This is a genomic window from Paraburkholderia sp. SIMBA_054 (assembly GCF_046534875.1).
In the GTDB taxonomy this organism is placed as follows: Bacteria; Pseudomonadota; Gammaproteobacteria; order Burkholderiales; family Burkholderiaceae; genus Paraburkholderia; species Paraburkholderia hospita.
Window position 1 is genome coordinate 1 of the sequence record NZ_JAWRXV010000120.1, and the last position, 11,712, is coordinate 11,712.

At 57.6% G+C, this 11,712-nt stretch carries 9 protein-coding genes and 1 pseudogene; 2 read left to right on the plus strand and 8 right to left on the minus strand.

Annotation, left to right across the window (positions count from 1 at the left end; all coding sequences use genetic code 11):
* The 3 genes from SB822_RS53500 to SB822_RS53510 form a co-directional block, all read right to left on the minus strand.
* The coding region (locus SB822_RS53500) for a hypothetical protein (protein ID WP_410858633.1) at positions 1–290 on the minus strand (290 nt) is incomplete at its 3' end.
* Between the two features lie 349 nt (positions 291–639).
* The gene (locus SB822_RS53505; RefSeq protein WP_410858636.1) at positions 640–2,085 is read right to left on the minus strand and encodes an IS1182 family transposase; all 1,446 of its coding nucleotides are present in this window, start codon (positions 2,083–2,085) and stop codon (positions 640–642) included.
* A 162-nt stretch (positions 2,086–2,247) separates the two neighbouring features.
* A complete protein-coding gene (locus SB822_RS53510; RefSeq protein WP_143055854.1) occupies positions 2,248–3,045 on the minus strand; it encodes a hypothetical protein in 798 nt (265 codons plus the stop codon).
* A 921-nt stretch (positions 3,046–3,966) separates the two neighbouring features.
* Between SB822_RS53510 and SB822_RS53515 the strand changes: the two genes are divergently transcribed.
* The gene (locus SB822_RS53515; RefSeq protein WP_103153716.1) at positions 3,967–4,272 is read left to right on the plus strand and encodes a DUF4148 domain-containing protein; all 306 of its coding nucleotides are present in this window, start codon (positions 3,967–3,969) and stop codon (positions 4,270–4,272) included.
* 854 nt (positions 4,273–5,126) lie between these two features.
* Here SB822_RS53515 and SB822_RS53520 read toward each other — a convergent pair.
* A complete protein-coding gene (locus tag SB822_RS53520; RefSeq protein ID WP_410858634.1) occupies positions 5,127–5,564 on the minus strand; it encodes a hypothetical protein in 438 nt (145 codons plus the stop codon).
* 230 nt (positions 5,565–5,794) lie between these two features.
* Here SB822_RS53520 and SB822_RS53525 point away from each other — a divergent pair, with 230 nt between their 5' ends.
* On the plus strand, positions 5,795–6,973 hold the full coding sequence (locus SB822_RS53525; RefSeq protein WP_090839236.1) for a TIGR03118 family protein: 1,179 nt from the start codon (positions 5,795–5,797) through the stop codon (positions 6,971–6,973).
* An 852-nt stretch (positions 6,974–7,825) separates the two neighbouring features.
* On the opposite strand, the gene SB822_RS53530 is transcribed toward SB822_RS53525, so the two are convergent.
* From SB822_RS53530 to SB822_RS53545, 4 genes and pseudogenes are all read right to left on the minus strand, one after another.
* On the minus strand, positions 7,826–8,950 hold the full coding sequence (locus SB822_RS53530; RefSeq protein ID WP_090839229.1) for a GNAT family N-acetyltransferase: 1,125 nt from the start codon (positions 8,948–8,950) through the stop codon (positions 7,826–7,828).
* A gap of 804 nt (positions 8,951–9,754) precedes the next feature.
* Positions 9,755–10,030 carry a hypothetical protein gene (locus SB822_RS53535; RefSeq protein ID WP_090839227.1) on the minus strand — a complete coding sequence of 92 codons (276 nt, stop codon included), beginning with the start codon at positions 10,028–10,030 and terminating at the stop codon, positions 9,755–9,757.
* 655 nt (positions 10,031–10,685) lie between these two features.
* Positions 10,686–10,886: pseudogene (locus SB822_RS53540) on the minus strand (transposase domain-containing protein); the annotation flags it as partial.
* A 171-nt stretch (positions 10,887–11,057) separates the two neighbouring features.
* The coding region (locus SB822_RS53545) for a tyrosine-type recombinase/integrase (protein ID WP_410858635.1) at positions 11,058–11,712 on the minus strand (655 nt) is incomplete at its 5' end.

Genomic DNA, 11,712 nt, shown 5'->3' on the forward strand with positions numbered 1-11,712 from the left:
ACTTCATCCCCGTGGCGCACCAGCGAGAACAACAGCCGGTCGGCGTCATCCAGCTTCGCCCGGTAGAACTTGCCGTGACTGAGATTGGCGAGCTTCTTGACTTGGGCAGCACGGAAGTCGTCGCGAGCGATGGCCGCGGACACCTTGTCGTAGCTGGCCTTGACGCATGAGGTGTCGAGGCCTGTGTATTCGAGAACTTTCATGAGGCGATGAGTGAAGTCGAAGACAAGAGCAAGAATTCTCTCATGGCCGTCGGGCCTGCCAACCTCTAAAGCAAGTTTTCCGGTCATTCTTGAACGGCAGTTATCCGCCACCCGTTGCTGCCAATCGAGGCGTTATAGTTTCAAGGGCGGGTATCGGGGTGGAACGGTCATTCCGTACCTCGATCGAGGGGTCGGATTGCTGACGGTGGCGGCATCGAGCAGCCGGACGTCAGCTTCCTTCATCCTTCATCAGCGAACTCACACTCTCGACCCAGGGTGTGTGGAAACGTGAGCAGAACCGTAACAAGAGATGCGAGGCTCTTATACCGGCTGGCGCGTTCAACTGGCGTGCGGTCAATCCGACAGCGACGAACCGTTGCAAGGCACTGAGGTCGGGTAAGCGAGTATTAGGGGGCGTTTTAGACCTACTGGGTACTCACGCACCCGCCAGTCGCATTGCGCGCATAGTTTTCCTGAACCCCAGAATTCTCAGCACTCGCATGAGATTGTAGGCAAGCACGTTCCGACTCATCTCGGTGCCCACGTTGGCCAGCCTGCGTGTCAGGAAGTGCGTATAGCCCATCCAGTGCTTGAACGTCCCGAAGACATGTTCGACGGTCCGCCTGCGCACTGTCATCGCATCCGGTGTCTTGTCGAGTCGGCTTTGGACTGCTTCCAGCACGGACTCGTGCTCCCATCGGGCAATTCGCCGAAACGGACTCGGTGTGCACTGCGACTTGATCGCGCATTGCGAACAGGCACTGCTCCAATAGCGGCGCAGTTGTAGACCGTGTTCCTCGCGGGTGTAGCGGTAAATCGCGCGTTCGCCTGCTGGACATTGGTATTCGTCGTCTCGGGCAATGTAGATGAAGTCTGCCCGGTCAAATCGACCATGAGCTTTTGCCCCTGATGTCGTTGGTTTAGGCAGCATCACTGCAATGCCTGCATCTGCACATGCCTTGATCTGGGGGGCATTGTAATAACCGCGATCGGCAACTGCCCGCAGTCTGGTCCTACCCATCGCATCGCGCGCGGCTTTCGCGATAGGACTCAACTGTCCCCGGTCGCTGCCAGAGTTTGTGACCTCGTGAGCAACAATGAGGTGGTGTTTGGCGTCTACTGCCACCTGTACGTTGTAACCCACCATGCCCGAACCTTTGCCGCTCGTCGCCATGGAACGCGCGTCGGGATCAGTCATCGAGAGTTGACCATCAGGCTGTGTCTTGAGTTGCTCCTTGATCTGGCCGAGGTTTCGCATCTGCTCGCGTAAGCGTGCGATCTTGTCCTGCAATCGAGTCGTCTTTGCTTCCAGTTCAGCAGGCTGCGTACGATCGGCGGTCTCCAGCGCGTTCAGATACCGCTGGATGCTCTCCTCTATCTGCTTCTGGCGCTTATCGATCTTGCCCTCTGTGAAGTTGCGATCGCGGGTGTTGACTGCCTTGAACTTGCTACCGTCGATGGCAACAAGCGCCTGCGAGAACAGCTTCAGCTCACGGCATAGGACGACGAAGCGGCGACACACGTTGCGGATGCCGGTGCCGTTGTTACGACGGAAGTCAGCGATGGTCTTGAAGTCTGGCGCCAGACGACCGGTGAGCCACATCAATTCAACATTGCGTTGACATTCACGTTCCAGCCGGCGGCTCGACTGAACCCGGTTCAAGTAGCCATAGATATAGATCTTCAACAGCACGGCCGGATGATAGGACGGACGACCTGTAGTCGATGGCATCGCTCCATCGAAGTCCAGCGATCCAAGGTCAAGCTCTTCAACGAACGCCTCGATAATCCTGACCGGATTGTCCTCGGACACGAAGTCATCGAGGCATTCTGGAAGCAGCGTCACCTGCTTGCGATCTTCACCTTCTATAGATCGCTTCATCCGGTCACCCATGCTGAATGAGTTAATCCAGTTTAGGCGATCAGCGCGTTTTCACACACCCTCGACCTACAGCTGCCCTTCCGCCGAGTCTATTGGCAACGGCGGCTTTCCAGACGCAAGAGACATTGGGTAGAGCCAGGCGCAATGAAACGGTCGCTACCCTCAGTGGACATAGCCTGTACGGTCAGCTCGCCGAATGCTAGACGTCGATTTTTGTGCGCCTACCGTATGGTTATCGCAAATGGAGCCGCCCGGGGGGTAGGTCTGTCCGTTCCAAACGCACTTGGCGGCCGGATCAGGAGACCGGACAGGCGGATTTACTGCGGCCGCAGCATTCACTGTCTGCCTTGCTTTGAGTTGGGCGCGCAGATCGGATATCGTTTCTTTTTGCTGTTCGCCAACCTGCCGAAGTTTTTTGATCGCTTCTTTATCAGACGCGCTGGCTTTTTGCATTTGCCGAATCCGCCATATATCTGCGAGTGCAGTTTTGGCATTGATGCAAGCGATCGTTGCGCGATCTTGCATGTATTGTCCGAATTCCGGCGTTGTTTTTTTATCGAAACTCGGAATATGCAACTCGTATTGCAGACCTACGACTCCTTCGTTGTACGCAAAGCTACCCTTTTGAAGCTTATTTCGACAATCTGACTGCAACATTTCCATCCTGTCGGCGGATATCCCTTGAGCGCCGCCGAACATGCTTTTGTCAATGCTCTTTCCACCCAGGCAGAACAGAATCATTACCGCCTTCTCAAGCGTTGAGCCGTAGCCATCGCCCAAAGCCACGCAGGTCCGGCGGATTTTTTCATCCGTCAGTGAATATTTCTTCTCGAATTGCGCAATCCTCTCTTTTGCGTCACCTTCGTCATCGGCCATAGCTTCCGCGCACGCGGCGGCGACTATAAACAAAAGCAGAAGAGCATGCTTTAGTAGTGCCGGATTCTTCATTATCGATGACATGTTTTCCTCCGCCAGAGACGTCGGACAGACGGATTCTTTAGTCAGTTCGCTCTGTAGCCGTTCATCGGACGCTACCCTTTATCGATTCGTACATGTGTGGCAAATCACACATTCCGATCCGTTAACTGTAGGGCTTCTTCAGTTCCCTCGACCTCGACGTCGGCCGCGGGTCACTGGTCACTGGTCGCTGGTTGCACTCAATTCAGCGACGACGTTCTTCCGGAAGTCCTCCGTCCGTTCCCAAAGAGATGCGGTCATTCGAATGGCCGAGGACTTAACTCGGCGAACGGCTGGTTGTGGGCGGTTCTCTGCCGTCGCCGGGGGCGGCACCGACGGATGCGTGCCCGCGGCGAAGCGTGCTGTTATGCCGAGTTACACGACATTTTTCGTGTCTAACATGAGGTTGAAACTGCCGCTACGCCAACAGACTACGCTTATAGCGATCGCGCGGTTCCCGCGCGCTTCACAAATGGGTCAGTTTCTGTGAGCGTCAAAGCAGCCGGTCCATCCAGCACCGCGTTCGAGTCGGCGTCTGCGAGTAAGGCATACCGCACGCTGCATTTCCCGTTCGGCGGGACGGCCTACCCGCGCGATGCGCATCGCCAATGAAAGTCGATTTCTTCAGGCACGACGGAATAAGCGTCTATCAATCGCGTTATCTATCGCAATGGCAGTCTGACGATCGGAGCGTGATTCGTTGTCCGATCCTGCTTGCGCCCTGTGCCGGCGCTGTCGGTATGTGCTTTGACGGCTCCCGCGGCACTGGAATGAATGCCAGCCACCAAGCCTGGAGTGATCTTGAGTCACGACATGGTTCAACCCGGATGGCTGCGGATTACGCATTGGATCAACGCGAAGTCGCGCGCGACTGGCGGCATCGCACCACTAGCGTTGCGCCAATCGGATGCGTGGAGATGCGCTATGGAAAACCTCACGAGAACTCGCCCGACGCTTACTGTGTTGGTGCTCCTGCTGGCTGGATGTGCCGTCGTGCCACAAAGCGGGCCGCCCCTGAGCCCAACGGAGTGCCGCGACTTGGCCGCACTTAGAAGCAACGCGCCTCCGACGATGGCGCAACACCACAGCGAGCTTGCGGCCCTCAGGAAAGCGGGCTACGACCCGTCACCATGGTACGACGACCCATACTACCCAGAGGATCTACAGGCGGCGCAGCGCCTGGTCGACTATTGGTTCGAAACGGAGTGCCAGCAGTTTCAACCCTGGTGAGAAGCCCCGGAGCCACTGCGGACATCCGTGAGGCCCGCTTCGGATTGATTTCTGGTCGTTTTGACCCATCACATTTCGAACCACGGGCCGACTTTTCCAACACAATCCTGTGCACTGCGGACTTTCGGCTGTCGCTGATGATCGTCTCATGTGGGTCGAGAGTACTCATTCGCAGAGACTGACCGAGACATTGGTGGCCATGTCTCGAATCGGCCTACCCCGGACTGATGTTGTACGACAGTGTTGTCCGCCGTCGATATGATTGCATTCCGCGGAAGGCGACCCACTACGGACGGTCGCGCAAGCTAGAACACAACGGCAGCTTCCGAGGTACAGCGGCCGTTGCTAGCACCGCTGCGATAGTCGAAACATCGGCCATGCTGATGAAGCCGCCCAGATAGCCAACGCCTTGGGCCCTGCCTCTCTCGGGCTGCCACTCCACGAATTTCACTCACGTGTAAATGCGCACCTCGGTCGATGCGCTTCATGGTCGACAAACTCCAAACGGGAAGTTGGGGAGCCGCAATCTTGCGCCGGCAGCAACATCGAACAGGAGTGGCTGCAACGATTGTTCGCCGCAGCGCGGACAGCGCAACCTTGTTTGCGTGGTGCGTCCGCTGGCCAGCGGTGATCGACGCGTTACCTGTCCTGCTGCGTTTGATGATGCGTCCCGCCGCGACGGTGTAGCGTTGGACATCATTATGCGTCGTGGGCTGGCAAGGGACAGCCGAACCACGTCCAGTGGGGCCCATCTCCTGTGGTATTTGGGTCCGCACCGCCAGCGCCAACAGGCCCGTGTGCGCGAGGCAGATTTCGACGCGACATCGATGCGGCAAGAATTCCGAAAATGATTCTCACGGCCGCGGCCTCGCTTGTCGATCGGGTTGCCTCGTAGTCGCGGCCACCCTGTCTATCGACGCGTACAACCTACGCAGACGCGGTACCGCGTCATCACACAGGAGGACAAGAACGTCGCCCGCCAATGCCGACATTTCAGTGGCCGCCCGCCGCGCGTGCCGTGCGAAGTAGTATTCGCCTCGCGGCGAATCGAGCAGGCGCTTCCAGTATGCGGCCGCGATGGGGAACGGACCCCGTTCGAGTATTGCGCACAGCGCCAATGGCGCGGAGCCGATTGCGTGCCAGTCCATGGCCTCCCATCCCTCACGGATAGCCAGGATGAACTCGAACCCCGGCGCTATCCGAGGAAAGGCGTAGGGGTCGCCGGCGACTTCATAGAGGGCGCCGCTCAAGGCGGTCACAAACACCGCGTGGCGACGCAGCCACGAATCCATGTCGCCCACCCTGGCGACGTGAAAGCCGGCATATCGCGAGCGCTTGCTTGAAACACGTTCAGATCCATGAATTGAGTCGAAGTCCCACGGTCGACTCTATCGCGCCATTCGACCGGGTGGTAAGTAGAGTTTTTGAGGACCGCGGGAATTTTTGAACTACGGCGATCGTTTACCCGCCTCTGGCGCTATCGCGGGGCGATTTCTCGCCCAGTCAGATGAAGGAGGTAGTCATGTCTCAGGTCTCTTGGGGTCTCAAAGCAGCGGCCGTGATCGTCCTCGCCGCCGGTTTCACAATCGGGCATGCCGCTCCGGATGATGCTTACGTCGTCACACCACTCGTTTCCAACGTGGCAGGCTCTGCCCCGAAGGTCGACGGGGTACTACAGAACGCTTGGGGTGTCGCGTTTAGTCCGGCAGCAAGTCCATTCTGGGTCAACGACAACGCCACAGGCTGCGCCACGTTGTATGACGGCGAGGGGACAAAGGTGGTGGCGCTGCAGGTCTCCATCCCGTTGCCAGGCAATGTCATACCGGACAGCGCGTGTCGCCCCTTCTTTCCCAACAATCCACCGAAGACCGCGCCCGCGAAGCCGACCGGGATGGTGTGGAATCCCTCGCCGGCGTTTCTCGTGCCAGGTACCACGATCCCGGCCGCATTCATCTTCGCGACCGAAGACGGCACGATTTCCGCCTGGGCCGGTGGCCTGAATCCGCCGAACCACGCCGTAATCGCGGTCGATAACTCGTCCTCTGGGGCTATCTACAAGGGTCTTGTCGTCGGTGTTAACGCGAAAGGAGTATTCCTGTTCGCGACGAATTTTCGTTCAGGGCGGATCGATGTATTCGGACCGAGCGGCGGCACGAAGGGCCTGTTCACGCCCGCGACGACGGACGGCGGCTTCATGGACCGACACATCCCAGCCGGATACGCACCGTTTGGCATCGCGAACATCGATGGCGACCTTTTCGTTACATATGCAAAGCAGGACAAGGACAAGGAGGACGACGTTGCAGGCGACGGTCACGGTTTCGTCGACGTATTCGATACAGACGGCCACTTGCTGCGCCGCTTCGCCAGCCGGGGTCCACTCGACTCGCCCTGGGGAATCACGCGCGCATCATTTGCATTCGGACGTTTCAGCGGCAAAATCCTGATTGGCAATTTCGGTAATGGCCGAATCAATGTTTTCAACAACGACGGCAGATTCGTCGATCAATTGGAGGATCAGTTCGGCAATCCACTGGCAATCGACGGCCTGTGGACTCTGACACTCGGCGGCGGCCGCAACTCGAGCCCGGACACGGTGTACTTCTCGGCAGGTCCTAACAAGGAGGTCAATGGATTGTTCGGTACCATAGCTCCGACGAGCGCCTCCAAGGCACACGCGTCGGCTGAGGAGGGGCAATAATCGGCAGCGCGACGACGTATCGGTCCGGTTTGGAGACGCGAAGAACCTGACCTCAGCCGGTCGCGGAGCTTGCCAGACGCGACCGGCTCTTCTCGGGCAGACAGGGAACTGCCGGTCCGCGCGCAGGAAAACTGAATACCGTCAGAACGATTCACCAACCATCTCTTCGCTCGTCCGCCAAAGCGCATGGGCGTTGCCACGTCGAGGGCAGAACGTCGAACGCACGCCGTCCCTTCGCGCTCTCGTAGGCTCTTCGGTTTTCACGTCGGCTCCAGACTGGCAGCAAAGTGCGGGAAGAGTTATGGATATTCGTTTGCCTGGGTCGCGCCCGCCCGAATAGTTCTGTCACCGACCCACTCCGGCCCTCCGACTCAGCGAGAAATCAAAGGCAGTTTCCGGGGGTACAACCGCCATTCACTCCGGCACATCGGACGGCGCGTGATCGGTCGATTAGGGAAATTCGGACATCGAGCGATCCGTTCCACTGCGCGAAAGGCCGCTGTGCGAGCGTGGCATGCATCGGGTCGGGCTTGCAGTGCTAAAAGCCAGCATTGCTCAAGCGTAAGTCTCTGCGCCAACCCTTTCCGGCGAGCACCCGGTATATGCGCAGAAGTGCCGAAAGTCATCCATCGCCGTGCGCCCGAATTCGTTCGTCCCTAACGGACGATCAGTCAGCATCTTGGCCAGAATCTCGCCAGGTTTTCCGAAGCTCATGGCCACCTCCATTGCTGCCGGGTACTGCGACCTGCGCCCACGCGAGCGTCTGCCGCAGCCGCGTCGCATTTTGAATTTGCAGTTACACAGCCCTATAACGGTTGATGCATAGGACTGTTGGACATAGTCAACATTGCCTTAAACCGCAGCAAGACTCTCCTCCGTTTTGTCAACTGGCGGTTGCCAACGGAAGAGCCGACGGAGGTTCTCTCCTTGAAAGGCGAGTAGTCCCCATCGTGTGTTTGCGATTTGCATACTCCACATCGTCAAGATGTGGTTACGACTCCAGTAGCCTTTATATTTTTCGGAGCCGGCACCGCAGTCAAGGTCGAGCTGATGTTCGAGCGCCCATTTAACGCAATGCTCTGTCGCAATGGCGCCGGGCGACTGCCGCGAGTAGGCGGGATCAAAGCCCCCTATAAGATCGTCCACACAGGTCTTGCCCAACCCTAAAATGTTCACCGCAAGCGGCGCGCCATCGAGGCTGACGACTACGAGTCGAGCAATGACTTCGCCATCGGTCTGGTTGAGCAAGGCGACAAGAAAATTTCGATATTCCATCGAGTATAACCATGCCCCCTTTTTGTCCACGCGATCGGCCCACTGGCGCTTGCAGTGAAACATCCAATCCACCAAACGAGCATTTTCCTCGCCGTCCTCGGGTCCAAGAAAGCGAATTCTCACATCTCCCTTTTTCGACAGGCGCCGTTCCAGTGCACCAGGCTTGTTTTTGAATAATGTTCCAAGCGACGAGCTAAAAGACCTCCAATCGGTCTCACTGCGCAACATTGCGACCGCCACTGGATGCACCGTCTTCGTTACAACGCCTCGCTTCCTCGACGCCAGTTCGAACAATTTCGAATCAGCATTCAGAAACGGTAGGAGGATGATATCGGCGCCGCATCGCTTTTGGACCGCGCACCACGCGCGTTCAATCGCCTTCCGAGCCGTCGGTCCGTCCTGCACAAGGATGTTCGTATAGTCCGTAGATTCGCTCGCAAGCGGACGCACAACCGTCCAACAGAGCTTCCGGTACACGACGAGCGGCCATACCATGACAAGCCGACCTTGCTGGCGCAAGGTGATGCAGCATAGTTTTCTGCCGCGTGGTTGGGCGACCTTGGTCCAGCACAACCAGCATGCTGTGAAAGCCTGGTGGTAGCGGCCTTCCGCTCTTGACCAGAGCTCGTTCCATTCCGGTTTCAGGGCACGAAACTCGACAGGGTCACTAACAATGTCAAGACGTAAATTCGGTTCATCCATATGTTCCTCCGGTTGGGCCACGGGTAGGCCAGCTCGATAGAAATCGTCGTTTGTAGCAAGCGGGAGGCGCCAAGCAGGCAATACATAAGGTGCAATCTTAGGCAAATGAAGGTTGGATTCCAGTGCAAGCTTGCGTGCTTTGTGCGGAAACCCATATAGCCATTAAACGATTACCGATGACCGTTCATGGCCCGACTGTACTCATTCACAGAAGTCGCCCGAAAGCTGCCGTCGAACATTTCAACGGCAGCTCTACGGCACCCCCATTGAACGGGTGCTCTCGACCATGAAGAGTCGTTCGCCCGCACCGTCATCCGGACACTGGGGCGACTGGGCTTTCTGGCACCCGCGGCCACCCCAAGGTGCACCGACCGGTTCGGCCGTAGGGTGGGCGTGGCAGCAGCGATGCTGGTTCTCGGACACCGTTTCACGCCCTTGGCAGCGGTCGTCAGGGTAAGAAATCCGGATATACACCGTGCAACCGCCAGGTAGCGACGATTGCATCAGTGACGACGGCGCGAATGATGGGCGTCGCGATATGCACCGGCCAAAGCCGGCCGGAGCGATCGATCACAAATGTTCTGTACAGCGCCAGTTGATAGGCCGCTATACACAGAGCAGATCGCGAAGCCGCTAAACACGAGAAACAGGTCGATTACGAGAATGCTGTTCTTTTGTCGCGCGGAGCAGCACAGCGCAAACTGGTATGAAAGATCACAATGAGCACCGCGGCGGCGCCGCGCAACCCTTCGAGGCACGTTATAGTCTTTCTGAGCGCCCGCCGGCAATTCTCTCGAACGAGGTCTATTGCGCCGCTTTGAGCTTGAGTCCGGGCCGGAGGCTTACTTCACGTTCTTCGCTGCGACCCTTGCGCTGATCGGAGACTTGCTCGATTCCCTTGCTTCTCACTTCCTCTAAAAAGGCCAGGCGGGCCCGGAAGTAATCTGCACGCATTTGCGCATCAATTACATGTTGCTCGGCCTGAAAAAGGTCCATGCGCAAATCTTTCAACTGGCGTTCAGCCTGCTTCTCGGGAGTCGGAGCGTGATGTGCAATCAGGTTTGCAAGCAGTCGCAACATGATTCGGTCCCCCTGCGTTTGGTTGTTCTTTCGCTGGTGTCTACGCGCATTGCATGGTTGCTATTTACCGATCCTTCGCTCGCAGCGTATGTGCGTCTTGCCACACGCGATGCAAATACTATGCAGTGCTTTGGAATTGACGTGCGGAACATTCGGTCTTCCGGACCGGACTGTCGTCGGCCGCGCATCGGATGGCTGGCAACCATGGCAAGAACCACGCGGCAGATGCTACAGGCAAAGTGTCGCCTGCTGGTGTTCTTCCTCGATCGAACACGCCAAGGCTTAGTCGAAGAGCGTACTGCAACGTTGATCTCCGGGGCCGGCGGCGGAGCGGCGGAGAGGGCCGCCTGATGCGACGAAGCCGGCGGCGCGCCGAAGCACGTTCCTGGTGGCTTACGCGGACGAACGACCTCCAACTACCTCCTACGCTTGGCGCTGTTAAACAATTTGTGGAAAGACGCCGTTATACATGCATGTTCCAACGAGGCTGTCGACATGGTGCCGATGACAGAGCAAACGTTTGCCCGAGGGCTATGGCTGTCGCTGCTCCCGCTCTTCGTCCGTTTGACCTGGATCACGGGATTCGACGTAAGCGGTCTTTATTTCACGCCTCTCAGAGTAGTTGCGCCGGCCTCTGGGACGTGGCGGTGAGGGCTCAGCGGAGTTCGGCGGGCATCTTCCACGGCAGCAACGCGTCGTAGTCCTCGACGGTCGTTGCACAAGGAAGTTTTTGGAAGAGCCAGTGAAGGTAACGGTAGGGATCGATGCTGTTGGCGCGGCAGGTCTCGACCAGCGAGTACAGGTTCGCACTGGCGTTCGCGCCGCCGACAGTATCTGCGAACAACCAGCCACGGCGGTTATAGAATCATTTCTATAAGCGCCGCTATCGAAGCATTGTAGTTATCGAAGGTTCATCCCCCGGGTAATCGGCGGCGCCGACATGCTCGCCAAGGCCCTGCTGTAACAGGACCATGGCGCTGTCCCGGCCCGATAACTCGACCGTGTTCCAGAGGTGAAGCTTCCATAACTACAGGGTTTCCAGGAAGCGAAGAACGTCGTCCTTCGGACGATATCGCGTCGGCTTTCGCGAAGGTGCCTGGAGAGCCTGTAACGCACGATCCTTCATTTGCAGGTCAGCCTCGACATAACGATGTGTTGTCACCGGACTTTCGTGACCAAGCCATAGCGCGATGACGGTAATATCGACACCAGATTGCAGCATATGCGTTGCTACCGAGTGCCTCACCACGTGCGGAGATATTCGGCACTTCAGAAGTTCGGGAAACTGTCGCGATGCTACCTCGACCGCGAGGTTAAGACGTTCGGTAAAGCCAACGCGCGTGAGCGTTCCACCAGAGCGACCTGGAAATATCGGTTCATGAGGACTCCGTGGATATTGCCTCAACCACCGCTTCAGCTCCCTAGCTGTGTCTGGCCACAATGGTACAGAACGATCTTTTCGACCTTTGCCATGGATCTGTACCCATGAGGTCGAGCCGAGCACGAGATCAGCAACACGCATCTCGAGGAGCTCGGAAACACGCGCACCGGTGTTGTACAGGGTTGCCAGCATGACACGATCACGTTGGCCAGTCCACGTTTCCATATCGGGAGCAGCGAGAATCGCTTCAATATGCTCGCGAGACAGAGATCCGACGAGAGGCTGCTCGAAGCGCTTCATG

Bases quoted from the DNA above. Each gene is read 5' to 3' on its own strand.
- SB822_RS53505 (WP_410858636.1), bottom strand. From the start codon at position 2,085: ATGAAGCGATCTATAGAAGGTGAAGATCGCAAGCAGGTGACGCTGCTT.
- SB822_RS53510 (WP_143055854.1), bottom strand. From the start codon at position 3,045: ATGTCATCGATAATGAAGAATCCGGCACTACTAAAGCATGCTCTTCTG.
- SB822_RS53515 (WP_103153716.1), top strand. From the start codon at position 3,967: ATGGAAAACCTCACGAGAACTCGCCCGACGCTTACTGTGTTGGTGCTC.
- SB822_RS53520 (WP_410858634.1), bottom strand. From the start codon at position 5,564: ATGGATTCGTGGCTGCGTCGCCACGCGGTGTTTGTGACCGCCTTGAGC.
- SB822_RS53525 (WP_090839236.1), top strand. From the start codon at position 5,795: ATGTCTCAGGTCTCTTGGGGTCTCAAAGCAGCGGCCGTGATCGTCCTC.
- SB822_RS53530 (WP_090839229.1), bottom strand. From the start codon at position 8,950: ATGGATGAACCGAATTTACGTCTTGACATTGTTAGTGACCCTGTCGAG.
- SB822_RS53535 (WP_090839227.1), bottom strand. From the start codon at position 10,030: ATGTTGCGACTGCTTGCAAACCTGATTGCACATCACGCTCCGACTCCC.